Here is a 24,870-nt window from a genome sequence, read left to right as displayed (position 1 = left end):
TTGCACCGGAACCGGGAGATCGTCGCCGCTTTTCCAGCTGTCGATAACGGGGTCATAGCCCTCGTGATTTGCGACGACAGCGTGGCCGCTTCCGATTCCGCCGAAGATCCAGATCGTGCCGTCGGCCTGCGTGGTTGCCGCCGCGTCGCGCGCAATGCGCGCATTCGTGATCGGCCGCCACGTGGCCTGCGCCGGGGCGCCGGGCTGGCCTGCGGCGGCATTGTGGTGGTTGCCGCGCGTCAGTAATACGTAGACACCGCTGCCCAGCACCAGCGCCGCGACCACGATCCCCACGGCGATCAACGCCGCCGTGATGCGCTTTCGCTTCGTCCCCGGCGGCTTCAACCACGCCACCGCCCCGGTCGCGAGTCCGCGCGGTGTGGCCGGGGGTCGGTCCGGAGAGCCAGGCGGCGCGATCGCGTCGGTGACGCTGGTCTGTTCGGGGATCGCTTGGGTGGGCTCAGACGTGTTGGGTGTGGCCGGAACTTGTCCCGGCGTGCCGACGCCGTATTGGCCGTGGGTGACGCCAGGCCGTCGACCAGTCTGCTCTCGACCGGTAGGCCGCGACGGCGGGACCTGTGACGTCGTATTCCTGGAATCGCCGAGGGGATTGATCAAAGAGGTGGCGCTTTCGGCGTCTGAAATCCGTTCGCCCGGTCTGGCGATCCGTGGCGGCCTGGGCACCGGCGTGTGCGTCTTCTCGCCGTGTATGCCCGCTGGCGGGCGCGCTGCGCGAGCCGAACCGGCACCGACGGCGGTGATCGCCATCGAATCGGGCTTTAAGCCGTTGCGGCGCAGGCTCTCCTGCAATCCGCGGCCGAACTCCGCCGCTGAGGTCGGCCGCTGCGCCGGGTCGAACGCCATCGCTTCCTCGATCGCCGAACACACCGCGTCCGGGATCCCATTGGGACGCAGGTCCGGGACCGGCGTGCTTTTGATCCGCGTGTACTGCGCAAGGAGGTCTTCGCCGCTGCGGCGCTGGTATGCGGCGTCGCCGGCAACGAGCGCGTAGAGCGTGGCGCCCAGAGAGTAGACATCGGTCTCGACCGTCGCCGGATCGCCGGTCATCACCTCGGGTGCGAGGAAATCGACTGTGCCAGAGAATAACCCGGCCGCCGTTTCATAGCCCCCGGCAACGTGCGCCGTCCCGAAATCAGTGAGCTGCGGTTCACCGTAATCATTGACGAGAACGTTCGCGGGCTTGATATCGCGGTGCAAAGTGCCGGTCAGGTGGGCGGTTTCGAGCGCCCCGCACAATTTCACACCGATACGCATGGCCTCGGGCCAGGCGATTGGGCCCTCTCGTTGCACCCGTAGGCCCAGGGAACCGGCGGCACAGTACGACATCACGATGTAGGGCCGGCCCCCCATGGTTACGCCGACTCGCAGAATGTTGACGATGTTCGGATGCCCCGAGAGCCCGCCCATCGCGTAGCCCTCGCGGAGAAATCGTTCGCGACTCTCCTCATCGATAAACGTGGGCAACACTTTGATGGCGACGTTTCGCCCTAGCGCAGTCTCACGACAGCGATAGACGACCCCTGCGGCGCCTCGGGCGATCTGGCGCGCGTTGTCGAATCCAGCAGCAGCCAACTCCGCGACGAGGTCGCTCGGCCCCGGCGCCCGGGCGCGAACCTTGGGTCTTTCAGCCATTTCGTGGCCTCAACTTCCCAGGCAACTGACGAATCCAGTCAAGCGTAGCGAACATGAACTCCCGGCTGAACGGTTCCGGCGAGGATCGTTGCGCAGGCACTTCGCCGCAGGCACTGGAGACACCGACGCTGCCGAGCGAGACTGACAGCTATGAGTTTCGTGGAGGAGAAGGTGCTCCCGCAGCTGCTGCGGGTGCACGACACGGTGTACCGGAAGACGAACGGCTGGATCGGTCACCGCGCACTGTGGATACCGAGCCTGCTACTGCATACCGTCGGCGCGAAAACCGGCAAGCACCGTACGGCGTCGCTGACCTACGCCCGCGACGGCGCTAACTATCTGGTCGTCGCCTCCAAGGGCGGGGCGCCCGAAGCCCCCGGCTGGTACCACAACCTGAAGGCCAACCCGGACGTCAAGATCAACGTCGGCCCAAGGCGTTTCGCTGTCACCGCCCGACCGGTGCGGCCCGAGGATCCCGACTACTCGCGGCTGTGGGAGATCGTCAACAAGAACAACCAAAACCGCTACGTCGAGTATCAGAAGCGGACGTCGCGACCCATCCCGATCGTGGTTTTGCAGCCGAAAAAATAGAACAGCTCTGCCGGCACCAAGGTGGCCGAAGGAGCGTCGACCCCATGACGTCGCCGGCAGGTTTGAAATCCCCGAGGCGGGATACGCCCACGCGGTGGCCAATCAGGCGGCTACCGCTTCTTGACCACAGCAACCTAGGGAAGGAGTTGGGCATGATGCTCTCGAAGGTCGCCGTAAAGACGACGGCGGTCGCCGCCGGCATCGCGACGGCGGGAATCCTGATGGCGTCGCCGGCGTCGGCGGACGCCCAAACCGTTGCGTTTGGCCAATCGGCGGAGATTGCCAGCGCAAACGGCGCAGAAGCCATCGACTACACCGTGAACAACCTGCAGCCCAGCGGACACAACGACGGCATCTGGTACTCCGATGTCACGGCCACAGGTGTACGCGGTAACGCGACCCCGGTCATCGCCGACTTCAACGCGCGGGCCGTCAACAGCTCCACCTACGCCGTGATGAAGGGGCACGAAGTGGACGGCCTTCCTAACCAGCCGATCGCGCCGGGCGCCCAGGCGACCGGGCGGCTGTACTTCGACGTTCGAGGGGGCACGGCCCCGGACAGCGTTGTCTACCGGGATGCCGCCGGCGTCGACAAGGTCGTCTGGAAGAGTTAACCGCGCCACCGTTCGGATTCCGACGTGGTGATCCCGAAAAAATACCGGCCAGAGCTTGTGGCTCTGGCCGGTATTTGTTGTGTGGAGCTGCCGGGAATCGAACCCGGGTCCTACGGCATTCCCTCAAGACTTCTCCGTGCGCAGTTCGCTATGCCTCTACTCGGATCTCCTGGTCACGCGAACAAGCCAGGATGACGATCCCAGTCGCTGTTGGTGTCCCGACAAGTCCCGCGACCGGACTCATCGGTGGATCCCTCTAGCTGACGCCAGGCTCCGGGTCGAGGGCGTTCCCGGTCTGACGGACTAGCAGTCGCTTAGGCAGCGAGAGCGTAGTCGCGCTGATGTGAATCGGCGCTTATCTGTTTGCAACGACGCTTACGGTGGTCAGTTGCCTGCACCGGCACGCTTCCCTTGATTCGATGCGCGAAGTCGAAACCTTTCAGCCCCTCGCACCCCACCGACTTTCGGCAGGAATATCAATGGTACCTGTCTGTCAACCAGCGGCAACGGGATTATCTTCCCCGGTGGGGCTGCGATCAGATCACGAAGTTGAGGCGCTCGACGATCTGGGCGGCCACCCCTTTGTCGCCGCCGAGTTCGACGTCCTGAGCGCGCGCCGGGCACATCGGGCGGCCGCCGGCGAGCCTGGTGAACTGCAGCCCGTCCAGCCGGATGGTCGCGGTGGGCTCCTGCCCGGCAAAGTCGTCGACCACCGCGGCGCGACCGTCGACGCTGACCCGAATGGTGCGGGCCAGCGGGCCGGTCAGCTCGAACTGGACACGCGACCCCTCGGGGGCCTTGGCCAGCCTGCCCACGACGTAGCCCATCGTCGCGGCCATTTCGTCGACGGCAAGCGACGCGGCGGGCCCGGCGAGCTCGTCATCGGACGGCGGACGCTCCAGCGCCACGCGGATGTCTTGCTCGTGCATCCAGCAGTCGAACACCCGGATCCGCATGAACCGGCCGTAGGTGTCCGGGCCCGTAGGGGTTGCCGTCACCGCGTCCCACTCCTCGTCGGACAGGTCCTTCAGAGCCGTGCGCCGATCGTTCGTGATCGCCCTGAAGCTCTCCAGCACGTCGGCATCGGCGTGCGCGCCCAGATGGCGGACCCAGCATTCGTTCATCACTCCGATGTCGTTGCGCACGTGCTCGAGCGCCGAGACGTCGATATCGGGCTGGGGTGCGGCGATGCCGGCAAGGAAGGACTCGGTGCCGATCATGTGCGACACCAAGGCTTTGACATCCCAGCCCGGCAGCGGACTCGCCGCCCGCCATTGCGTCTCGGACAATCCGGCCAACAGCGCGTCGATATCGTCCCAGACGGCGAAGAGAGCGGACAGGACGGCGGATTTGTCGAGCTTGGTGACGGGGCGATCGGCCATGGTCAGGATCGTAAACCGATCGACCGCCGGTCGACAGAACGCCGCGTCAGGCCGAGGCGATCATCGCCACGGATCCCATGGCGAGCACCATGCCGATCCCCTGCAATCGGGTCACCCGCTCGCGCAGCACCACCACCGCCAGCACGACCGTCGCGGCCGGATACAGCGAGATCAAAATGCTGGCCAACGACAACAACCAGGTGTGCAGGGCCACCAGCATGGTGATGTTGGCGAAGATGTCCAGCACGGCCACCGCCACCGCCAAATGTAACGGTCGCCCGCGGGGCACCTTCAGGTTCTGGCTTGTTCCAGCCATGGCGAACACCACCAGGCTGGCCGCCACCCGGGCGAAGACCAGGGGCCAGAGCTTGCTGACGTGCGGCGCCTGATGCAGGAACACCAGGTTCAGACCCATCGCCGAGCCGGCAACGACGGTGAGCCAGGCCACTTTTGGGGTGAACCGGTACGGCGTTCCCTCCGCGGGGGCCTCGCGGCTGACCAGCATCACCGCCGCCAGGGCCAGGACGACGCCGACCAAGGCCGCGTGCCCCGGCCGCTCCCCCAACGCCACACCGACCGCCACGGGTACCGCGGCATTCAGGACGGCCGCCAACGGTGAGACGACCGAAATCGGTCCGGAACCCAGCGCCGCAAAGAACGCCCACATGCCGAAGGCCATGCCGATGCCGTACAGGCAGCCCCACACCACCGCACCGGTATGGATCGGGCCGCCGACGAAGACGGCCATGGCACCCAGTAGCACCGTCTCGATCGGGTAGGCGACGAGCATGACGCGCAGCGCGGCCACCCGCCGAGCTGCCACACCGCCCACAAAATCGCTGACGCCGTACGTGACGGCCGACAGCTGGGCGTAGGCAGCCCCGATCAGGTCATGCCCTTTGCTCGACGCCCCAGTGCACGGACCACTTCGCGCTGTGCGTCGCGCTGCGCCATGTCCTGGCGTTTGTCGAAAGCCCTTTTGCCGCGCGCAAGAGCCAGTTCGACCTTGACCTTGCCCTCGAAGAAATACAGAGACAGCGGCATCAAGGCGAGGTTACCATCTCGAATCTTGCCGATCAGCCTGTCAATTTCTTGCCGATGTAACAACAACTTTCGGTTGCGACGCGGGTCATGATTGGTCCAGCTACCGTGCTGATACTCCGCAATGTACAAGTTACGCAACCAAACTTCGCCGTCGTCGATGGTTGCGAACGCGTCAGCTAACGACGCTTGACCCTCGCGCAGGCTCTTGACCTCGGTGCCTTGCAACGCCACTCCGGCCTCGAACGATTCGATGATCGAATAGTTGTGCCGCGCTTTGCGATTGGTGGCAATAACCTGTTTGCTGCCACCTTTGCCGTCCGCCGCTTTGGCCCGGCCGGAACCCTTGACCACAGCTACCGCCGGATATAGAGGCGCAAGGTCGCGTATGCCGTCAGTGCCGCCATCGACACGCCGAGCAGAAACAGCCACGGCGAGATATAGAGGATGTCGGCGTAGTCGACCTTGGCGATCAGGTGAGCTTGGTAGAACTGGCTCAGCGCGTTGTCCAGGAACAATGCTCTCACCAATATCAGACCGGTGACGGCGATGGCGACACCGATGGATGCGGCCAGCATCGCCTCCACCAGGAAGGGCAGCTGGGTATACCACCGGCTGGCACCCACGAGCCGCATGATCCCGATCTCGGTGCGTCGCGTGTACGCCGCGACCTGCACCATGTTGGCAATCAACAGGATCGCCCCGACGGCCTGCACCAGCGCGACGGCGAACGCGGCGTCCCGCAAGCCGTCCAACACGGCGAACAGCCGGTCGATGAGATCTTTCTCGTTGAGGATGCTGCGCACCCCGGGCTGGCCCTGCATCGCGGTATCGAATTCGGCGTGCTGCTCGGGGTTGTTCAGTTTGACGATGAACGACGCGGGAAACGAGTCCTTACCCGCCACATCCTTGAACTCCGGGAACTTCTTGATGGCGTCGTTGTAGGCGTCCTGCCGGTTGACGAACCGCACCGACTTGACGTCTTGTCGCGCATCGACCTTGTCGCGCAGCGCCTTACACGGCGCGGACGCGCACGTAGCGTCGTTGGCGGAGATGTCGTCGGTGAGGAAGACCTGCGTCTCGACGCGATCGAGATAGATCTCCCGGGAATTGTCGGCCAACCGGACCACCAGCAGACCCCCACCGAACAGCCCGATCGAGATGGCGGTCGTCAGGATCATCGCGGCCGTCATCGTGACGTTGCGGCGAAGTCCGGTCAGGACCTCGTTGAGCAGGAAGCCGAAGCGCACTTAGCGGTCCATCCCGTAGATGCCGCGCTGCTCGTCGCGAACCAGCCTGCCCAACGACAGCTCGACGACACGCTGGCGCATCGAGTCGACGATGTGATGGTCGTGCGTTGCCATCAGCACCGTCGTCCCCGTGCGGTTGATCCGCTCCAACAAATCCATGATGTCCTTACTGGTATCTGGGTCGAGGTTGCCCGTCGGCTCGTCTGCCAGCAGTACCAGCGGCCGGTTGACGAACGCGCGGGCGATCGCCACCCGCTGCTGCTCCCCACCGGACAACTCGTCCGGCAGCCGATTGGCTTTGCCGGACAGGCCGACGGTTTCCAGCACGTCGGGCACCACCCGGTTGATCGCCTCGGTTCGTTTGCCGATCACTTCCAGGGCGAACGCGACGTTCTCGTAGACCGTCTTTTGCTGCAACAGGCGAAAGTCCTGGAACACGCAGCCGATGACCTGCCGCAGCCGCGGAATGTGACGCCCGCGCAGCTTGTTGACGTGGAATTTCGACACCCGGACGTCTCCGGCCGACGGGGTTTCCGCGCCGAGCAGCAGCCGCATGAAGGTCGATTTGCCCGAGCCTGACGGGCCGATCAGGAAGACGAATTCACCCTTGTCGATCTTGACGTTGACGTCCTCCAGCGCCGGGCGCGCCGACGCTTTGTACTTCTTGCTGACGTGGTCCAGGGTGATCATCACGGCACGCCAGTGTAGCGGTGATTTTCGCTGGCAGGCGAAGTCAACTGGCCGGGGGCGGCGACGTCGGCGCCGGACCGGGGCCCGGCTGCGGTTGCTGCGGCGTCGGTGTGGGCGGGGTGGTGCTGGGCGGGCAGAACGGCGCCGGGAGCACGCACGGCAGCTGCGGCAATTGGAACGGCGGTGTTGTGGTGGTCGTCGTCACCGGTGGCGGCGGTGGAGGCTGGGGAGGCGTGCTCGTCGGGGTCGGCGTATAGGTGACGGTCGCCGGCGGCTGCTGGACGCGGCTGCGGGGCACCCACGTGTAGTTGGGATCGGGCACGAACCCCGGCGGAACCACCTGCTGGGCCGGGGGTTTGGGCGCCGGTTCGAGGCGATAGGTGTCGTAGACCCACCACACCGCGAAGAAGGCGATGATCAGCACGAAGGTCGATGTGCGCATCCGCCCGCGGAAGACGTAGTTCGGCCAGCGATGTTCGGCATCCGTGTCGTCACCGCGCTTCTCGAGGATTTTCAGGGTGAACTTCAACGCTTTTGCCCCGCACCCTGGACTTCATCGTCGGTTTGCTGTTCGGCGGCCTGGGCGACCGGGACGGACGGGTCCTCGACGACCTCCACCCGCGCGTCCGCCGCGGTCATGATTCCGACGCGGGCCAGCGCCCGAATGACCAGGACACGCAGCTGCCGGCCGACCTCGAACTGCTTGCCGGGCAGGGTCCGGGCCACCAGACGCAGGGTGACGGTGTCGACTGCGATGCTTTCGACGCCCATCACGGTGGGCGCGTCCAACAGCAATTCCCCCAGCACCGGATTTTCCATCGCGCGGTCGCATTCCTGGTGCAGGACCTCGTTGACCCGGTTCAGGTCGGCACTGGTCGACACAGGAATATCGACCACCGCGCGTGCCCAATCCTTGGACAGGTTGACCACCTTGACAATCTGCCCATTCGGGATGGTCAACACTTCGCCATCCGCCGAGCGCAGCCGGGTCACCCGTAAGGTCACGTTCTCGACCGTGCCGCTGGCTTCCGTCGCGGAAACGACGGTGAGGGTGACCAGATCTCCGAAGCCGTACTGTCTTTCCACCAGGATGAAAAAGCCGGACAGCAGGTCCCTCACCAGCTGCTGCGCCCCGAAACCCAGCGCGGCGCCGATCACGGTGGCCGGCGCGATCAGTCCCCCCACCGAGAACTGCAGCACGTCGGCGATCTGCAGCATGACCCAGATGCCGATGATGACGACGGACACCCAGGAGATCACCGACGCCACGGCCTGGCGGTGCTTGGTCGCCTCCGAGCGCACCAGCGCGTCGCTTTCGGCGAAGCCTAGGTTGAGCTGCCGGGTCACCTGTTGGGCCACCCAGTTGACGAACCGGGCCGCCAGCATCGCGGCGATCAGCACCATGACGATCCGAAGACCCCTGGTGATGATCCACTCACCGATCTCGCCCCGCCAGAAGTCGTGCCAGCGGTGGGTCGCTGACATCATCGAGGCGGCAAGAATGCTTGTGTTATTCGTCATCTTTTCGGTTGCGCCAACGGATTCCCGCTTCCAGGAATCCGTCGATGTCTCCATCCAGGACGGCCGCAGGATTGCCGACCTCGTACTCGGTCCGCAGGTCCTTGACCATCTGATAGGGGTGCAGCACGTAGGAGCGCATCTGGTTGCCCCACGAACTGCCACCTTCGCCTTTTAACGCATCTAGCTCAGCGCGTTCTTCGGATCGCTTGCGCTCCAACAACTTTGCCTGAAGCACTCGCATCGCCGAGATCTTGTTCTGCAACTGCGATTTTTCGTTCTGGCAAGTCACGACAATACCCGTTGGGATATGGGTTAAACGTACCGCGGAGTCGGTGGTGTTCACGGATTGGCCGCCGGGGCCACTCGAGCGGTAAACGTCAACGCGCACATCACCTTCCGGAATGTCGATGTGGTCGGTGGTCTCCACCACCGGCAGCACCTCGACTTCGGCGAACGACGTCTGACGCCGGCTTTGGTTGTCGAACGGGCTGATTCGCACCAGCCGATGGGTGCCCTGCTCCACCGACAGCGTGCCGTAGGCGAACGGGGCGTGCACGGCGAACGTCGCGCTCTTGATGCCGGCCTCTTCGGCGTAGGAGGTGTCGAACAGCTCGACGGGATACTTGTGCTGCTCGGCCCACCGGATGTACATCCGCATCAGCATCTCGGCCCAGTCGGCGGCGTCCACCCCGCCGGCGCCGGAACGGATCGTGACCAGCGCCTCCCGCTCGTCGTACTCACCCGAGAGCAGGGTGCGCACTTCGGTGGCCTCGATCTCGGCCTGCAGCGCCTTCAGCTCGGCGTCCGCCTCGGCCAGCGCGTCTATTTTGCTGGCGGCGTCTCCACCTTCCTCGGCCGCCAGCTCGTAGAGCACCGGCAGATCGTCCAAGCGCCCCCGCAGCTCCTCGATCCGGCGCAGCTCGCCCTGAGTGTGAGAAAGCTCACTGGTCACCCGTTGGGCGCGGGCCTGGTCGTCCCACAATTGGGGATCGGACGCCTCGTGTTCGAGCTTCTCGATACGGGCGCGCAGACCGTCCACATCGAGCACCCGCTCCACCGTGGTCAGGGTGGAGTCGAGGGCGGCGATGTCGGCTTGACGGTCGGGTTCCACAGCCGACAACGTTACCGGGGGGCGCCGAGCTGCTCCGCCACCGGCGAGTGCGGAGGTCACAACCAGTGCTCCTGCGTTTAGAGTCGAGTCACGATCATGTGCGCCCCGCGTTGCGTGCGACAGCCCCTCTGTGCGTTGAACCGGGCCCGAAGAGAAGGTCGAGAATGCGCCCGTACCACGTTGCCATCGTCGGCTCCGGACCGTCGGGGTTCTTCGCCGCGTCATCCCTGCTGAAGGCGGGCGACGCGGCGGAGGACACCGATGTCGCCGTTGACATGCTCGAAATGCTTCCCACCCCGTGGGGGCTGGTGCGCTCCGGTGTCGCGCCCGATCACCCCAAGATCAAGTCGATCAGTAAGCAATTCGAGAAGACGGCCCAAGACCCGCGCTTCCGGTTTTTCGGCAACATCTCGGTCGGGGAACACGTGCAAACCAGTGAGCTCGCCGAGCGGTACGACGCCGTCATCTATGCGGTCGGGGCGCAGTCCGACCGCGCGCTGAACATCCCCGGCGAGGAGCTGGCGGGCAGCATCGCCGCCGTCGATTTCGTGGGCTGGTACAACGCGCATCCGAAGTTCGAAGAGGCCACGCCCGACCTGTCGGGCGCCCGGGCCGTGGTCGTCGGCAATGGCAACGTCGCGCTCGACGTCGCGCGCATCCTGGTCACCGACCCCGACATGCTGGGGCAGACCGACATCGCCGACCACGCCCTGGAGTCGTTGCGCCCGTGCGGCGTCGACGAAGTGGTGGTCATCGGACGGCGCGGGCCGCTGCAGACGGCCTTCACCACGCTGGAGCTGCGCGAGCTGGGCGAACTGGAAAACGTCGACGTGATCGTCGATCCGGCCCAGCTGGAGGGCGTGAGCGACGAGGATGCGGCCGCGGCCGGCAAGACGACCAAACAGAACATCAACGTGCTGCGCGATTACGCGAAACGCTCCCCGCGCCCGGGACATCGCCGGATCGTGCTGCGCTTCATGACCTCGCCGATCGAGATCAAAGGCGACGACCGGGTGGAAAGGATCGTGCTCGGCCGCAACGAGCTGACCACCGACGCCACCGGGCGGGTGTCCGCCAACGACACCGGCGAGCGCGAGGAGCTGCCGGTTCAGTTGGTGGTGCGCTCGGTCGGTTATCGCGGCGTGCCCACCCCGGGGCTGCCGTTCGACGAACAGACCGCGACGATCCCCAACAGCGGCGGCCGGGTCGACGGGAGCCGCAACGAATACGTGGTCGGGTGGATCAAGCGCGGACCGACCGGCGTCATCGGCACCAATAAGAAGGACTCCCAGGACACCGTCGACACACTGCTCGCCGACCTGGCCCGCGCCGATCGTGGCGGCCTGGCCGATTTCCCGGACGACCATGCCGACCGGCTGGCCGATTGGCTGGCGTCGCGCCAGCCCAAACTGGTCACCTCGAAGCACTGGGAGCTCATCGACGCCCATGAGCGGGCCGCCGGGGAGCCGCACGGGCGTCCCCGCGTCAAACTGCCGAGCTTGGCCAAGTTGCTTCGGGTGAGCCACGGCTGATCACCGATTCCCCCCCGCATCGCGGGGACGAACGGCTCTACTCAACGCCGTCGATTCTCCGTAGCGTTGAGGTCGTGGGTAGCGACGAACCGGTGAGCGTGCTGGCCGAGGACGAGAACTGGAATCTGTTGGGCAGTATGGCGCTTGGCCGGCTGGTCACCAACTTCGCCGGTGAGCCCGAGATCTTTCCGGTCAACTTCGTCGTGCAAGACCGCACCGTGCTGTTCCGGACCGCCGAGGGCACCAAACTGTTCTCGGCGGTGGCGAACCACGCGGTTGTCTTCGAGGTGGACGACCACAACCTCATCGAGGGCTGGAGTGTCATCGTCCGCGGTCGCGCGCGGCTGTTGAAAACCGACGCGGACATTCAGCAGGCCGAGCGCGCGCAGTTGCTGCCGTGGACCGCGACGCTCAAGCCGCATTATGTGCGGATCACTCCGACCGAAGTCACCGGTCGTCACTTCCGGTTCGGCCCGGAACCCGAGTTATAGCCGGTTCGGCCCGGAGCCAGTTATAGGTTGCCGCAGCGGATCGCGAGCACGGAGTGCCCCGCGTCGCACAGATGCTCGGCACGGTAGGAATCGGTGACCAGCAGCCGGTCCGCCTCAGGGTGGGCCCGCAGGTATCGGTCCACGGCGCCGCCCACGACGGCCTGCTCGGCGTGCACGTCAGGATACAACCGTGTCCACCGGGCGAGTCTACGATCCAATTGCGCATGCGCCGTTGGGTTTCCGAGTGTGCCGTCGCGGGTGCTCCTCGAGCTCGTCACTGCCCGAAGTGTGGCTCGGCGCAGTCGTGCTTCCTCGAATGCGTGCCGCAACACCGTGCCGTTGTCCACTTCGACGACAACGCTGCTGACCCGCGGCACCGCCGGGTGGCTCGCCGACTGTTGGATCACCGCGACCGGACACAGCGCCAGGCGGACCAATGAGGACGCAACCGACGGTCCACCGCGGCAGGCGTGGTTGAGCCCGATCTGTCCGACACAGATCATGACCGCCGACCTCGATTCCTCGATCAGCCTGAGAACCGTTTTGCCCCAGAGGATGTCTGTCTCCACCTTGACCGGTTCGCCGGCGGCGTCGACGGCGCGGTGGGCGTCGGCCAACGCGGCATGCGCGACGGCGAGTCGGGTGTCGCCGGCACGCACACCGCAGGCATCGCGGGGATCGATGACGTACACGAGCCGCAACGGGATATCGCGGCTGGCCGCCTCATCGATGGCCCACACCGCCGCATGCGTCGCCGCCCGAGATCCATCGATTCCTACGACAATTGCCGGAGCTGAATGCGCGTTGCTCATCGCGACTTCCTTCGTTGAGCGGTAGACGGGCCCTCGCTGCACCGTTGCTTTCAGTTTATTGGCCGTAAACCGGTCTCCCCCAGAGGCATTGGTCCCGAAATCGGGGTCATTGGACCCTTCTTTCGCCGAAACACCGAGAATTGACTGTTGCCATTGCGGCGCCCGCAACCGAATACTGTGTGCGGGCGAAAGCCAGGTTTGTTTGACATGCGAGACAGCGGGCACCACCAGCCACCACCTAGACGGGAGACCTCGCGCATGACCGCACAACCGACATCCGCCCAACGGGCAGCGTCACAGCCCCTGGTGGGAAAAGGCTGGGTCCAGGGCGTCGCCCTCGTCATGATTTTCGGCTTCCTGGTGATGGGCATTCTGGCCTACCGCACGTATTCGGCGGCGATGCCGATGCCGGACAAAGTCGTGAGCGAATCCGGTCAGCTGCTGTTCACCGGCGAGGACATCACCCGAGGTCAGGAGCTTTACCAGGCGCGCGGACTGATGGAATACGGCTCGGTGCTCGGCCATGGCGCCTACCTGGGGCCTGACTACACCGCCGAATATCTGCGCGCGGCAACGGAGGATGTCGCCGACCAACTGCGGGCGCAAGGCGTCACCGATCCGCGTGATCGGGTGGTCACCGAATTCCGCACCAACCGCTACAACCCGGCCACGAAGACGTTGGTGTTCACCGATCGTCAGGCCGCGGCGTTCGACCGCATCCAGAGCCGATACGCCGCTTACTTCGGGGAGAACTCGACGAAATACGGGCTGCTGCCCCGCATGATCACCGACAAGGCGCAGATCCGTGACCTGACCGGGTTCTTCGCCTGGACGGCGTGGGCCGCGGCGGCCGAGCGCCCCGGCCACAGGTACACCTACACCAACAACTGGCCCGCGGAGTCGCGGGTCGACAACGGCCCCACCGCATCGGTGATCGTGTGGTCGGCGCTGTCGCTGATCGCCTTGCTGGGCGGCATCGGCGTCATGTTCGCGGTCTACGGCCGCTGGAGCCAGAAAGTGGGCTGGCACAGTGCCGAGTCCTCCACCCTGTCCTTCCGCCAGCCCGGCGAGGTGAGCCTGACGCCCGCGCAACGGGCGTGCATCTGGTTCTTCGCGATCGTGTCGGTGCTGTTCCTGGCGCAGACGCTGCTGGGCGCGGCGGCCGAGCACTACCGGGCCGATTTGTCGACGTTCTTCGGCATCGATCTGGCCCGGATCTTGCCCTACAACCTGGCCCGCACCTGGCATCTGCAGCTGGCGCTCTTCTGGACCGCGGCCGCGTTCCTGGCCGGTGGCATCTTCCTGGTGCCGTTCATCGCACGCCGGGAACCCAAACGCCAAGGTTTGTTGGCCTACGTGCTGCTGGGGGCGGTCGCGCTGGTGGTGTTCGGCTCGATGATCAGCGAGGCGCTGTCCATCTACGGCGTGATCCCGCAAGGCGGGCTGTTCTCCCAGCAGTGGGAGTATCTCGATCTGCCGCGGCTGTGGCAGATCCTGCTGATCGTCGGCATGTTCGTGTGGATCGCCATCATCTGGCGCGGTATGCGCGCCAGGCTCAAAGGCGAGTCGAAGATGAACATGCCGTGGCTGTTCTTCTTCTCCGGGCTGGCAATCCCGGTGTTTTACACCGTGGGACTACTGGCCGGCAGCGGCACGCACTACACCGTCGCCGACTTCTGGCGGTTCTGGGTCGTGCACCTGTGGGTCGAGGACTTCTTGGAGCTGTTCACCACCGTGATGGTGGCCTACATGTTCGTCCTGCTCGGGGTGGTGCGCGAGCGGATCGCGCTGGGCGTCATCTTCCTTGACGTCATCCTGTACTCCGCGGGCGGCGTGATCGGCACCATGCATCACCTGTATTTCTCCGGGACCCCCGTGGAACACATGGCGCTGGGCGCGTTCTTCTCTGCCGCCGAAGTCATCCCGTTGACCTTCCTGACGGTGGAGGCGTGGGCGTTCCTGCAGCTCGGTGCCCGCCAGCAGTCCGGCGACGCCAACCCGTTCCCGCACCGCTGGGCGGTCTTGTTCCTGGTGGCAGTCGGGTTCTGGAACTTCTTGGGGGCAGGCATCTTTGGGTTCCTGATCAACCTGCCCATCGTCTCCTACTACCAGATCGGGACCGCGTTGACGGCCAATCACGCGCATGCGGCGATGATGGGCGTTTACGGCATGCTCGCCGTCGGACTGGCCATGTTCGCCTTCCGCTACGTGATCCCAGCTGACAAGTGGCCCGAGAAACTGGCGCGGATCTCCTTCTGGGGCATGAACATCGGGCTGGCGTGGATGGTGTTCGCCACCCTGCTGCCGCTGGGCGTGCTCCAGCTCTACCACTCGGTCAATGACGGCTACTTCGAGGCGCGGTCGCTGGGCTACATCACCAAGCCGGGCAACGCGGTGCTCGAATGGCTCCGGATGCCGGGTGACATCATCCTGATCGTCGGTGGTGTGCTGCCCTTCGTCTGGATGGCCTGGATCGCGCTGCGCAACTTCCGGTCGGGAACGACGGTTCAGGAGTTGCCCGAAAATCCGTTGTACACCAAGGCCGCGGCCGAGCCGGATGCCGGCGCCGCGGTGCCGGCGAAGGATTGACGGTGACCGCGCCGGCGACCTCCGTGTGGCTGATTGCCGGGTATTCCCTGGTCCTGCTGGCCGTCGGATGGAGTTTCGACGTCATGGCGCGGCGGGCGTCAGTGCACGCGGCGCGCTGGCGCACAGGCCGATTCACCTACCGACCCGACCACGACGCCTGGATATGTCCGCAGGATCATTGGCTGTGGCCGACGTCGTTCGATCCAAAGCATCGGGTCATGCGGTACCGCGCGTTGCCGGTTGTGTGTAACAGCTGCCCCGTCAAATCCGACTGCACCACTTCCGAGCACGGCCGCGAGATAAGCCGCGAGATCGACCCGTGGCCGCATTCGGATGCCGGCCGGTTCCACCGCGGGATCGCCTGCTGCGTCGCCGCATTGGGGATCGTCTTGCCGCTGGCCACATTGATCACCAACCACTCGGCTGCTGACGCGCTGGTTTTGACCGCGACCGTGCTGGTCGTCGCGCTGCTCGGAGCACCGCTCCTCCGTCACCTGTGGAACACTCCGTCCAACGCCCCCGAATACCTGCCCCACCGCACCGCGATCGAGGACCAGGTAGCGGCGGCGATCGACCGGTATTCCACTCGCTGGGGCGGTTGGAAAAACAAGGAGGACAACGCGACGTGACCATCCTGCTGATCGGCCTCATCGCCGCCGCGATCGTTGTGCTGGTGATACTCGCGACGTGGTCGCTGGCGGTGCTACGCGAGTACGAACGTGGAGTGGTGTTCCGGGTGGGTCATGTGCGTCCGTTGTACGGTCCGGGACTGCGGATTCTGGTTCCGCTGCTGGACAAGATGATTCGCGTCGACCAACGCCTGGTGACGCTGACCATTCCGCCGCAGGAGGTGATCACCCGCGACAACGTGCCGGCCCGCGTCAACGCCGTCGTGATGTTTCAGGTGACAGATCCGCTGAAAGCGATTCTGGCAGTGGAGAACTACGCGGTTGCCACCTCGCAGATCACACAGACGACACTGCGTTCGCTGCTGGGCCGGGCGGACCTGGACACGCTGCTGGCACACCGCGAGGACCTCAACAGCGATCTGCGCACGATCATCGAGAAGCAGACCGAACCCTGGGGTGTTCAGGTGCGCGTCGTGGAGATCAAAGACGTTGAAATCCCCGAGTCGATGCAGCGGGCGATGGCGCGGGAGGCCGAAGCCGAACGCGAACGGCGCGCCAAAGTCATCAACGCGCGCGGCGAGCTGCAGGCGTCGGAGGAGCTGCGCCAGGCCGCCGAGACACTGTCGAAGAGCCCGGCCTCGCTGCAATTGCGCTACCTGCAGACGCTGTTGGAGTTGGGGGCGGATCAGAACTCGACCGTCGTCTTCCCGCTGCCGGTCGACATCATCACGCCGTTCCTGCGGAATCCGGAGATGCTGCGGGGCGTGGTCGACAACATCAACCATCGCGGGTGACGGGCCGTCACCCACCTCAGCCCAGATATCAAGCGCTTCAAACGCTTTCGGCATTGGACACACGTAGAATCGAATCCGTGCGGTGGTTAACAAATAGTGAACAATAGACAAACAGAGCCTTAATTCTGCCTGGTCGGCGCGGTGAAATAGGAAAAACCCCGCACGCGTCGACCGCACCTGCGACCTTTGAAGGGCCCGAAACCAAAGGTCTCTCGCGATGCCCTGTGCGCACGGTCCGCCAACTCGATAAATACCGCGCTGCCCGCTAGGCAGGCGCGGACCAATCGCGCACGGCCGTCCCCTCCCCCACGCGGGGGTGAGCTTTGCCGGCTTGCAGAGCCGGTATGGGAGCGGCCCACCAACTTTGATCAACGCCGATGCGGCGAGTGCCGGCGCCGGTGGCGTTTGTCCGCAACCGCACTTTGAGGGGATGTATCACCATGGATTGGGCTTTTCTTCCACCAGAAATCAACTCCGCTCGGATGTATACGGGTCCCGGCATGGGCTCGCTGCTAACCGCAGCGGGAAGTTGGGACGCGATGTCAGCCGAGCTGAGCTCGACCGCCGAGGGCTACGAATCGACGCTTGCCGGCCTGGACCTGCAATGGCGCGGGCCCGCAGCGCAGGCGATGGCGTTGGCCGCCGCCCGTTACGCGGGATGGCTGCAGGCGACCGCCGAGCAGACGAAGCAAACGGCGATGCAGGCGCGTACGGCCGCGGCCGCCTACGAGCAGGCGTATGCGATGACGGTGCCCCCGCCGGTGATCACCGCAAACCGCGCCCTGCTGGCGTCGCTGGTCGCGACGAACATCGTCGGCCAGAACACGGCGGCTATCGCGGACACCGAGGCGCAGTACGCCGATTATTGGGCCCAGGACGCCGCCGCGATGTCCGGCTACTCCGTGTCCTCGGCGGCCGCGACCCAGTTGCCGCGGTTCGCCCCCGCGAACGATTCCACCACCGAGACCGCGGTGAGCGCCCAGAAGGCCGCCGTGACCGCGGCCAACACTAACGCCGTTACCAATAAGGCCGCCACACAGACATTTTCAGCCCTGACCGACCCGGGAACGACGGTGAACAACTATTACTACTTGGACGCATCGACCACCAATGCGGCCAACGCCAACGCCAACGCCTTCCGGGTCCTCGACGCCATTCAGGGAACGGGCCTCGGCTTCAGCGCTCCCTACAACATGGAACAGTTCGTGTCCGGAATCATTGGGGCCGAGAACAATTTGGGCGTCCTCGCCAAGCCCTTGGCCGCCACTCCCGCGCTCGCGGCACCCGCACTCTCCGGTGCTGCCACGGGTCTCGGCGGGGGTCTCGGTGGCGGCCTGGGCAATGTCACCGCAACCCTTTCGCGCGCCGGTTCGATCGGGCCGATGTCGGTGCCCGCGAGTTGGGCCGCGCCCACGAGCACCCATATCTCGCCGTTAGAACCGGCGGGCTTCACCACGCTGCCGGGGACCGAGGAGCCGATGGCATCCGGTTATCCCGGCTACCCCGGCATGCCGGGTGGCGGCGCCTCGCGTACCGCCGGCGCGGGTGTCCCGCCCCGCTACGGCGTGCGGCTCACCGTCATGCCACGCCCGCCGGCCGCCGGGTGACGTGACGCTAATCCGCCAGCTGCCGTCGGCCACCGCACGAACCATCCGCCGCGAGCAGTTTCGCTGTACGCAGCTCATAGCGCTGTAAGACAATGGATTTCGGGTTTCTTCCTCCAGAGGTGAACTCTGGTCGGATGTACGCGGGTCCCGGGTCGGGCCCGCTGTTGGCCGCCGCGGGAAGTTGGGACTCGCTGTCGGCCGAGTTGAGCATCACGGCCGCGGTTTACGAATCGGTGCTGTCCGCCCTGACGGGCCTGTACTGGCAGGGGCCCGCGTCCCAAGCGATGGCCGCCGGCGCCGCCCCCTATGTGGGATGGCTGCACACGACGGCCGAACGCGCACAGCGGACGGCCATGCAGGCCCGGTCGGCCGCGGCGGCCTACGAGCTGGCGCGTGCCATGACCGTGCCCCCGCCCGCGGTCGCGGCCAACCGCGCACAGTTGGCAACGCTGGTGGCAACGAACTTCTTGGGCCAGAACACCGCCGCGATCGCGGCCACCGAAGCCCAGTACGCCGAATACTGGGCCCAGGACGCCTCCGCGATGTACGGCTATTCCGCCAGCTCGACTGCGGCCGCGCAGCTTTCGCCGTTTTCCTCCCCTCGCCAGATCGCCGATCCGGGCGGGGTGACGACTCAAGACGCCACCGTCGCTCAAGCCGACGCCGGCGCCACCGGCTCGAACGCTGGCTCGCAGGCCGCGTCGGCCACGCCCGGAGCTACGGAAATCCCGCTCGACTTCCGAATCCTTGACACCATCCTGGGCACCCAGGTCGCGTTCAGATCTCTTTTCACGACGGAGGGGTTTAACGCCGGAATCATCCAGGCCGACAAGAACTTGGGCATTTTGCCGAACCTCGCGGCACTTCCGGCCGCGTTCCCCGGGGTGCCCGCGCTCAGCGGGGCCGCGTCCGGCCTGGGGAACGTCAACGCGGTCCTCGCCCGCGCCGGAAAAATCGGCTCGATGTCCGTGCCCGCGGGCTGGGCCGCCGGCGGCCGACCCCGTCACGGTGTTGCCCGGCGGCGGCCTCTCCACCCTGCCGGCGACCGAGGCGCTGGGCCGAACCGGGCCCGCCACCGCCGGTGTTCCCGGGATCCCAGGGGGCAGAGTCTCGCGGGCCGCGCTTGTGGTGCCCCGCTACGGCGTTCGCATCACCGTCATGGCACGCCCGCCCGCGGCCGGTTGATGCGCCCCTAGCCCGCCGGTGGCTCCTGCGGCTCGGGCGGCGCCGGCGGAGCGATTCTCCAGTTGTCCGGATTCTTCGGCGAATACAGCACCGGAAACAGTTGGCCGATGGTCGGCCATTGATCCACGTCGACGGCCATGCGCTGATACACCGCGTGTTCGTTGACGGAGGGGCCGTTGATCACTCCGGCGATGGTGACGAATTGCTCCCCGGTCACGTCGGGTCGCGGGCTGACGCCGGTCACCAGCAGCGTGCCGCTCAGCAGCTCACCGCGAGGGCCGCGCGGGACGAACCGCTGCACGAGAAATACCGCGAGCACGGCGACCAGCAGGAGCAGTAGTCCGAATTCCCACACCCCGCCATGGTAGGGCCGTGATAAGACTGCGTCATGAGTCGCACCGACGATCTGGCGCTGGCGCTGATGCTGGCGGACCGCGCAGACTCGTTGACGTCCTCCCGATTCGGTGCGCTGGACCTGCGCGTCGACACCAAACCGGACCTGACGCCGGTGACCGACGCCGACCGCGCGGTCGAAACCGAGTTGCGGGAGGTGCTCGCGCGCGAACGGCCGAACGACAGCATCGTCGGCGAAGAGTTCGGCGGTGACACCGCGTTCACCGGGCGCCAGTGGATCATCGACCCGATCGACGGCACCAAGAACTTCGTCCGCGGCGTGCCGGTATGGGCCAGTCTGATCGCGTTGTTGCACGACGGCGTCCCCGTCGTCGGCGCCGTGAGCGCCCCGGCGTTGCAGCGCCGGTGGTGGGCCGCGCAGGACCAGGGCGCGTTCGTCGCGGTCAACGGAGCGCCCGCGCGCCGAATATCGGTTTCTTCAGTGGCGCAACTGAATTCGGCCAGCCTGTCCTTCTCCAGCCTGTCCGGGTGGGCGCAGCTCGGCGTGCGGGACCGCTTCATCGCACTGACGGATGCGGTGTGGCGGGTGCGGGCGTTCGGTGACTTCCTGTCCTATTGCCTGGTGGCCGAGGGGGCGGTCGACATCGCCGCCGAACCGGAAGTGTCGGTATGGGATCTGGCCGCGTTGGACATCCTGGTGCGCGAAGCGGGCGGGACGATGACGGCGCTGGACGGCACCGCGGGACCGCATCACGGCAGCGCCGTGGCCACCAACGGCCTGCTGCAGCGGCAGGTGCTCGGCAGCCTCACTGTGAATTAGTTAACAAGTGTTCTCTGCGATCTTACTCCGGAGTAAGATCGGCTACATCCGCTTGCCCAACAACCTGAGGCCGCTGACCAATGACCGATTCCGGTTCCCCACAAACCACCGCCCGCTCCCGCGCGAAACGGCGCGGCCGTAAGTCCGCGGTCGGGCTGCAACCGCACAAACGCACCGGCGTCGACATCGCCATCGCTCTCATCACCCCGCTCGTCGGGCAGGAATTCCTGGACAAATACCAGCTGCGCGACCCGCTCAACCGCGCCCTGCGCTACGGCACGAAGACGATCTTCTCTACGGCCGCCACGACTTCTCGTCAGTTCAAGCGGGTCCAGAATTTGCGCACCGGACCGACCCGACTCAAGTCCAGCGGCAAGGACTATTTCGACCTGACGCCCGACGACGAGCAGAAGATGATCGTCGAGACCCTCGAGGAATTCGCCGAAGAAGTGCTGCGGCCCGCGGCGCACGACGCCGACGAGGCGGCCACCTACCCGCACGACCTGATCGCCAAGGCCGCCGAGTTGGGCATCACGGCGATCAACATTCCCGAGGACTTCGACGGCATCGCGGCGCACCGCTCCAGCGTGACCAACGTGCTGGTCGCCGAGGCGCTTGCCTACGGCGACATGGGTTTGGCGTTGCCGCTGCTGGCGCCGGGCGGGGTCGCGTCCGCACTGACCCATTGGGGCAGCGCCGACCAGCAGGCCACCTACCTGCCGGAGTTCGCCGGCGAGAACGTGCCGCAGGCCTGCGTGGCCATCGCCGAACCGCAACCGCTCTTCGACCCCACCCGGCTGAAGACGACCGCGGTGCGCACCCCGAGTGGCTACCGCCTCGACGGGGTGAAGTCGTTGGTGCCGGCCGCCGCCGACGCCGAGCTGTTCATCATCGGCGCCCAGCTCGACGGCAAGCCGGCCTTGTTCATCGTCGAGTCGTCGGCGAAAGGCCTTACCGTGAAAGCCGATCCCAGCATGGGGCTCCGCGCGGCTGCCCTGGGTCACGTCGAGCTCTCCGGGGTGACGGTGCCGCTGGGCGCGCGGCTCGGCGAGGACGACGCCTCAGATCAGGACTACTCCGAGGCGATCGCGCTGTCCCGGTTGGGCTGGGCGGCGCTGACGGTCGGCACATCGCACGCCGTGCTCGACTACGTCGTCCCGTACGTGAAGGAACGCGAGGCCTTCGGCGAGCCCATCGCCCATCGCCAGGCGGTGGCCTTCATGTGCGCCAACATCGCGATCGAATTGGACGGGCTGCGGCTGATCACGTGGCGCGGCGCGGCGCGCGCCGAACAAGGCCTGCCGTTCATCCGCGAAGCGGCGCTGGCCAAGCGGCTCGGCGCCGACAAGGGCATGCAGATCGGCCTGGACGGCGTTCAGCTGCTCGGCGGTCACGGCTACACCAAAGAGCACCCGGTCGAGCGCTGGTACCGCGACCTGCGGGCCATCGGCGTCGCCGAGGGTGTCGTCGTCATCTAGCAGTCATCTAAGTCGTTGTCTAACCCGAGCTGAAAGTTCAATCATGGCAATCAATCTGGAACTGCCCCGCAAGATGCAAGCGGTCACGACCAAGACGCATCAGGGCGCCGCGGAGTTGATGCGGCCGATCGCCCGCAAGTACGACCTCAAGGAGCACGCGTACCCCGTCGAGCTCGACACCCTGTTCAGCCTCTTCGAAGGGGCTTCGGGGTCGTTCGAATTCGCCGGAGCGAACGCGCTGGGGGGCGAGGACGAAGAGCGGGACAAGAACCACAACGGCGCCAACATGGCCGCACTGCTGCAGACCCTGGAAGCCAGCTGGGGCGACCTCGCGATGATGCTGTCGGTCCCGTACCAGGGGTTGGGCAACGCCGCCATCTCCGCCGTCGCCAACGAGGAGCAGCTGCAACGCCTGGGCAAGGTATGGGCGGCGATGGCGATCACCGAACCCGGCTTCGGGTCGGACTCGGCCGCGGTCGCGACGACGGCCACCCTGGACGGCGACGAGTACGTGATCAACGGCGAGAAGATCTTCGTCACCGCGGGGTCGCGCGCCACCCACATCGTGGTGTGGGCGACGCTGGACAAGTCGCAGGGCCGCGCGGCGATCAAGTCGTTCGTGGTGCCGCGCGAGCACCCCGGGGTCACGGTCGAACGGCTCGAGCACAAGCTGGGCATCAAGGGTTCCGACACCGCGGCCATCCGGTTCGACAACGCGCGCATTCCGAAGGAGAACCTGCTCGGCAACCCCGAAATCGAGGTGGGCAAGGGCTTTTCCGGGGTCATGGAGACCTTCGACAACACCCGGCCCATCGTCGCCGCCATGGCGGTGGGTGTGGGTCGCGCCGCGCTGGAGGAAATTCGCAAGATCATCACCGAGGCCGGCGTGGAGATCTCCTACGACCAACCCGCACACGCCCAGAGCGCGGCGGCATCGGAGTTCTTGCGGATGGAAGCCGACTGGGAGGCGGCCTACCTGCTGTCGTTGCGGGCGGCGTGGCAGGCCGACAACAAGATCCCCAACTCCAAAGAAGCGTCGATGAGCAAGGCCAAGGCCGGCCGGATGGTCACCGACGTCACCCTCAAGTCCGTTGAATTGGCCGGCACCGCAGGCTATTCCGAACAGTCGCTGCTGGAGAAGTGGGCGCGGGACTCGAAGATCCTGGACATCTTCGAGGGCACCCAACAGATCCAGCAGCTGGTGGTCGCGCGGCGGCTGCTGGGGTTGTCGTCGGCCGAGCTCAGGTAGCGATCGCGTTGAGCCGCTCGCGGTCGTCGTCGTCCAGCTCGATCGACGAGACGTCCACGTTTTCCTCGAGATGGCGCACCGACGAGGTGCCGGGGATGAGCAGCACGTTGGAGGCCACCCCCAGCGTCCACGCCAGCGCGACCTGGGCCGGGGTGCGACCTAATCGCTGCGCGATCTCCTGAACCGCCCGGTGGCCGAGCACCGGGTTGGGCCGCATGAAGGCGGCGCCCAGCGGGAAGAAGGGAACAAACGCGATCCCCCGCTTCGTGCATTCGTCGAGTACCGCGGCCGAGTCTCGGTGGACCAGGTTGAATGCGTTTTGCACACAGGCGATTTCGGTGCGTTCGCACGCACGCAGCAGCTGCTCGCGGCTGACGTTGCTCAACCCGATTCCGCCGATCAATCCGGCGTCGCGCGCCTCGATCAGGGCCGAAAGTTGGTCGTCGAACTGGTGGTCCAGGCCGTCGCTTTCGAACACCCGCAGGTTGATCACGGCCAGGTGCTCGACGCCGAGGCCGCGCAGGTTCGCTTCGATGTCGCGGCGCAGCTCGGCCGGCTCGCCGGCCGGCAGCCAGGCGCCGTTCTCGTCCCGCCGCCCGCCGACCTTGCTGACCAGCGCCAGGTTTGCCGGATAGGGATGCAGGGCCTCGCGGATCAACTCGTTGGCGACGTCGGGTCCATAGAACTGGGCGGTGTCGATGTGGTCGACACCGAGTTCGACCGCGCGCCGCAGCACGGCCAGCGCCTCGTCGCGGTCGCGTGGCGGGCCGAACGCGTTCGGCCCGGGCAACTGCATGGCGCCGAAGCCGACGCGGTTGACCGAAAACCCACCGAGTGGAAAGGGATCCATACGGTGAGGTTAGCGTCGAGCGATGGACACGTTTCACGCGCTCGTCGCGCGTCAAGAAGGCGACCGGATCACCGCAACGGTCCAAACCCTACGTCCCGACGACCTGCCGCCCGGCGACGTGACGATCCGGGTCCTGTATTCGAGCGTCAACTACAAGGACGCCTTGGCGTTGACGCCGGGCGGCGGCGTGGTGCGCGACTATCCGGTGGTGCCGGGCATCGACCTGACCGGTGAGGTCGTGGAGTCAGCCTCGCCCGATTTCGCCGTCGGCGACACGGTCCTGGCCCACGGGTACGCGATCGGCACCGGCCACCACGGCGGCTACGCCGAATACGCGCGGTTACCCGCCGACCAGGTGGTGGCGCTTGGCGCGTTGAGTCCGCACGAGGGCGCGGCGATCGGAACCGCGGGCTTCACCGCGGCGATGAGCGTGCGGGCACTGATCGACTGGGGCATCGCGCCCGACGCCGGCGCCATCGTCGTCACCGGGGCCACCGGCGGTGTCGGCTCCGTCAGCGTGGACCTGCTGGCGGCCGCCGGGTATCGGGTGGTTGCCTCGACCGGCAAAGCCGAGGCCGGCGACCGGCTGAAAGCCCTTGGCGCCGCGGAGGTTATCGGCCGGCTGCC

General features: G+C 66.1%; 24 protein-coding genes, 1 other RNA gene and 1 pseudogene. 13 read left to right on the top strand and 13 right to left on the bottom strand.

Features of this window, described 5'->3' with window-relative positions:
• A partial coding sequence (locus Q0W90_RS12580) for a serine/threonine-protein kinase (RefSeq protein WP_297774742.1) occupies window positions 1–1,653 on the bottom strand: 1,653 nt, incomplete at its 3' end.
• 150 nt (window positions 1,654–1,803) lie between these two features.
• Between Q0W90_RS12580 and Q0W90_RS12575 the strand changes: the two genes are divergently transcribed.
• Together Q0W90_RS12575 and Q0W90_RS12570 are read left to right on the top strand one after the other, a co-directional pair.
• On the top strand, window positions 1,804–2,244 hold the full coding sequence (locus tag Q0W90_RS12575) for a nitroreductase family deazaflavin-dependent oxidoreductase (RefSeq protein ID WP_297774740.1): 441 nt from the start codon (window positions 1,804–1,806) through the stop codon (window positions 2,242–2,244).
• Window positions 2,245–2,396: 152 nt separating this feature from the next.
• Entirely contained in the window at window positions 2,397–2,858 is a 462-nt protein-coding gene (locus Q0W90_RS12570) for a DUF1942 domain-containing protein (protein WP_297774738.1), read from the top strand.
• 79 nt (window positions 2,859–2,937) lie between these two features.
• Here the strand turns inward: Q0W90_RS12570 and ssrA are convergent.
• The 9 genes from ssrA to prfB form a co-directional block, all read right to left on the bottom strand.
• Window positions 2,938–3,305: a transfer-messenger RNA gene (gene ssrA, locus Q0W90_RS12565) on the bottom strand.
• 89 nt (window positions 3,306–3,394) lie between these two features.
• Window positions 3,395–4,240, bottom strand: a complete 846-nt coding sequence (locus Q0W90_RS12560; protein WP_297601595.1) for a maleylpyruvate isomerase family mycothiol-dependent enzyme — start codon at window positions 4,238–4,240, stop codon at window positions 3,395–3,397.
• A gap of 46 nt (window positions 4,241–4,286) precedes the next feature.
• On the bottom strand, window positions 4,287–5,129 hold the full coding sequence (locus tag Q0W90_RS12555) for an EamA family transporter (protein WP_297601601.1): 843 nt from the start codon (window positions 5,127–5,129) through the stop codon (window positions 4,287–4,289).
• Window positions 5,126–5,635: an SsrA-binding protein SmpB gene (gene smpB, locus Q0W90_RS12550; RefSeq protein ID WP_297601593.1), complete on the bottom strand. Its 510-nt coding sequence runs from the start codon at window positions 5,633–5,635 to the stop codon at window positions 5,126–5,128. The genes Q0W90_RS12555 and smpB overlap by 4 nt, the downstream gene beginning before the upstream one ends.
• A gap of 2 nt (window positions 5,636–5,637) precedes the next feature.
• The gene (gene ftsX / locus Q0W90_RS12545) at window positions 5,638–6,531 is read right to left on the bottom strand and encodes a permease-like cell division protein FtsX (RefSeq protein WP_297601591.1); all 894 of its coding nucleotides are present in this window, start codon (window positions 6,529–6,531) and stop codon (window positions 5,638–5,640) included.
• Window positions 6,532–7,221, bottom strand: coding sequence for a cell division ATP-binding protein FtsE (ftsE, locus tag Q0W90_RS12540; protein ID WP_297601598.1), 690 nt, complete (start codon window positions 7,219–7,221; stop codon window positions 6,532–6,534).
• 43 nt (window positions 7,222–7,264) lie between these two features.
• Window positions 7,265–7,750 (bottom strand): hypothetical protein, encoded by a 486-nt coding sequence (locus Q0W90_RS12535; protein ID WP_297601588.1) that lies wholly within the window; start codon window positions 7,748–7,750, stop codon window positions 7,265–7,267.
• The gene (locus tag Q0W90_RS12530) at window positions 7,747–8,742 is read right to left on the bottom strand and encodes a mechanosensitive ion channel family protein (protein ID WP_297774735.1); all 996 of its coding nucleotides are present in this window, start codon (window positions 8,740–8,742) and stop codon (window positions 7,747–7,749) included. Before Q0W90_RS12530 ends, Q0W90_RS12535 begins: the two co-directional genes overlap by 4 nt.
• Complete coding sequence (gene prfB / locus Q0W90_RS12525) at window positions 8,732–9,853, bottom strand: peptide chain release factor 2 (RefSeq protein ID WP_297699490.1); 1,122 nt, start codon at window positions 9,851–9,853, stop codon at window positions 8,732–8,734. Before prfB ends, Q0W90_RS12530 begins: the two co-directional genes overlap by 11 nt.
• A 164-nt stretch (window positions 9,854–10,017) precedes the next feature.
• On the opposite strand from prfB, the gene Q0W90_RS12520 reads away from it, so the two are divergent.
• Together Q0W90_RS12520 and Q0W90_RS12515 are read left to right on the top strand one after the other, a co-directional pair.
• Window positions 10,018–11,385 carry an FAD-dependent oxidoreductase gene (locus tag Q0W90_RS12520; RefSeq protein ID WP_297598059.1) on the top strand — a complete coding sequence of 456 codons (1,368 nt, stop codon included), beginning with the start codon at window positions 10,018–10,020 and terminating at the stop codon, window positions 11,383–11,385.
• Between the two features lie 74 nt (window positions 11,386–11,459).
• Entirely contained in the window at window positions 11,460–11,876 is a 417-nt protein-coding gene (locus Q0W90_RS12515) for a pyridoxamine 5'-phosphate oxidase family protein (protein ID WP_297598057.1), read from the top strand.
• A gap of 20 nt (window positions 11,877–11,896) precedes the next feature.
• On the opposite strand, the gene Q0W90_RS12510 is transcribed toward Q0W90_RS12515, so the two are convergent.
• The gene (locus Q0W90_RS12510; RefSeq protein WP_297598051.1) at window positions 11,897–12,688 is read right to left on the bottom strand and encodes a universal stress protein; all 792 of its coding nucleotides are present in this window, start codon (window positions 12,686–12,688) and stop codon (window positions 11,897–11,899) included.
• A 258-nt stretch (window positions 12,689–12,946) separates the two neighbouring features.
• On the opposite strand from Q0W90_RS12510, the gene Q0W90_RS12505 reads away from it, so the two are divergent.
• From Q0W90_RS12505 to Q0W90_RS12485, 5 genes and pseudogenes are all read left to right on the top strand, one after another.
• A complete protein-coding gene (locus Q0W90_RS12505) occupies window positions 12,947–15,277 on the top strand; it encodes a cbb3-type cytochrome c oxidase subunit I (protein WP_297699486.1) in 2,331 nt (776 codons plus the stop codon).
• 2 nt (window positions 15,278–15,279) lie between these two features.
• Complete coding sequence (locus Q0W90_RS12500; protein WP_297598040.1) at window positions 15,280–15,906, top strand: hypothetical protein; 627 nt, start codon at window positions 15,280–15,282, stop codon at window positions 15,904–15,906.
• Window positions 15,903–16,700, top strand: a complete 798-nt coding sequence (locus tag Q0W90_RS12495; RefSeq protein ID WP_297774732.1) for a slipin family protein — start codon at window positions 15,903–15,905, stop codon at window positions 16,698–16,700. Before Q0W90_RS12500 ends, Q0W90_RS12495 begins: the two co-directional genes overlap by 4 nt.
• Window positions 16,701–17,140: 440 nt before the next feature.
• On the top strand, window positions 17,141–18,307 hold the full coding sequence (locus Q0W90_RS12490; RefSeq protein ID WP_297598036.1) for a PPE family protein: 1,167 nt from the start codon (window positions 17,141–17,143) through the stop codon (window positions 18,305–18,307).
• 92 nt (window positions 18,308–18,399) lie between these two features.
• Window positions 18,400–19,492 (top strand): annotated as a pseudogene (locus Q0W90_RS12485) (PPE family protein).
• A 7-nt stretch (window positions 19,493–19,499) separates the two neighbouring features.
• Here the strand turns inward: Q0W90_RS12485 and Q0W90_RS12480 are convergent.
• Complete coding sequence (locus Q0W90_RS12480) at window positions 19,500–19,847, bottom strand: hypothetical protein (protein WP_297699479.1); 348 nt, start codon at window positions 19,845–19,847, stop codon at window positions 19,500–19,502.
• A gap of 33 nt (window positions 19,848–19,880) precedes the next feature.
• Between Q0W90_RS12480 and hisN the strand changes: the two genes are divergently transcribed.
• The 3 genes from hisN to Q0W90_RS12465 all read left to right on the top strand — a co-directional run bounded on the left by hisN (window position 19,881) and on the right by Q0W90_RS12465 (window position 23,393).
• The gene (gene hisN / locus Q0W90_RS12475) at window positions 19,881–20,666 is read left to right on the top strand and encodes a histidinol-phosphatase (protein WP_297774729.1); all 786 of its coding nucleotides are present in this window, start codon (window positions 19,881–19,883) and stop codon (window positions 20,664–20,666) included.
• Window positions 20,667–20,746: 80 nt separating this feature from the next.
• Window positions 20,747–22,144, top strand: a complete 1,398-nt coding sequence (locus Q0W90_RS12470; RefSeq protein WP_297598026.1) for an acyl-CoA dehydrogenase family protein — start codon at window positions 20,747–20,749, stop codon at window positions 22,142–22,144.
• A gap of 43 nt (window positions 22,145–22,187) precedes the next feature.
• On the top strand, window positions 22,188–23,393 hold the full coding sequence (locus Q0W90_RS12465) for an acyl-CoA dehydrogenase family protein (protein WP_297699477.1): 1,206 nt from the start codon (window positions 22,188–22,190) through the stop codon (window positions 23,391–23,393).
• Here Q0W90_RS12465 and Q0W90_RS12460 read toward each other — a convergent pair.
• Window positions 23,386–24,243, bottom strand: coding sequence for an oxidoreductase (locus Q0W90_RS12460; RefSeq protein WP_297598021.1), 858 nt, complete (start codon window positions 24,241–24,243; stop codon window positions 23,386–23,388). The two genes, Q0W90_RS12465 and Q0W90_RS12460, sit on opposite strands and share 8 nt — an antisense overlap.
• Before the next feature lie 22 nt (window positions 24,244–24,265).
• Between Q0W90_RS12460 and Q0W90_RS12455 the strand changes: the two genes are divergently transcribed.
• Window positions 24,266–24,870: alcohol dehydrogenase catalytic domain-containing protein (locus Q0W90_RS12455; protein ID WP_366895072.1), on the top strand; the 605-nt coding region annotated here is incomplete at its 3' end.

Source organism: Mycobacterium sp., from assembly GCF_025933915.1.
In the GTDB taxonomy this organism is placed as follows: domain Bacteria; phylum Actinomycetota; class Actinomycetes; order Mycobacteriales; family Mycobacteriaceae; genus Mycobacterium.
Note: the sequence above shows the minus strand (reverse complement) of the source record. Positions and strands in the feature narration are given on the sequence as shown.

Coding starts and splice junctions, on each gene's coding strand:
- Q0W90_RS12575 (WP_297774740.1), top strand. CDS start 1,804: ATGAGTTTCGTGGAGGAGAAGGTGCTCCCGCAGCTGCTGCGGGTGCAC.
- Q0W90_RS12570 (WP_297774738.1), top strand. CDS start 2,397: ATGATGCTCTCGAAGGTCGCCGTAAAGACGACGGCGGTCGCCGCCGGC.
- Q0W90_RS12560 (WP_297601595.1), bottom strand. CDS start 4,240: ATGGCCGATCGCCCCGTCACCAAGCTCGACAAATCCGCCGTCCTGTCC.
- ftsE (WP_297601598.1), bottom strand. CDS start 7,221: ATGATCACCCTGGACCACGTCAGCAAGAAGTACAAAGCGTCGGCGCGC.
- Q0W90_RS12530 (WP_297774735.1), bottom strand. CDS start 8,742: ATGACGAATAACACAAGCATTCTTGCCGCCTCGATGATGTCAGCGACC.
- Q0W90_RS12520 (WP_297598059.1), top strand. CDS start 10,018: ATGCGCCCGTACCACGTTGCCATCGTCGGCTCCGGACCGTCGGGGTTC.
- Q0W90_RS12510 (WP_297598051.1), bottom strand. CDS start 12,688: ATGAGCAACGCGCATTCAGCTCCGGCAATTGTCGTAGGAATCGATGGA.
- Q0W90_RS12505 (WP_297699486.1), top strand. CDS start 12,947: ATGACCGCACAACCGACATCCGCCCAACGGGCAGCGTCACAGCCCCTG.
- Q0W90_RS12490 (WP_297598036.1), top strand. CDS start 17,141: ATGGATTGGGCTTTTCTTCCACCAGAAATCAACTCCGCTCGGATGTAT.
- hisN (WP_297774729.1), top strand. CDS start 19,881: ATGAGTCGCACCGACGATCTGGCGCTGGCGCTGATGCTGGCGGACCGC.
- Q0W90_RS12470 (WP_297598026.1), top strand. CDS start 20,747: ATGACCGATTCCGGTTCCCCACAAACCACCGCCCGCTCCCGCGCGAAA.
- Q0W90_RS12465 (WP_297699477.1), top strand. CDS start 22,188: ATGGCAATCAATCTGGAACTGCCCCGCAAGATGCAAGCGGTCACGACC.
- Q0W90_RS12460 (WP_297598021.1), bottom strand. CDS start 24,243: ATGGATCCCTTTCCACTCGGTGGGTTTTCGGTCAACCGCGTCGGCTTC.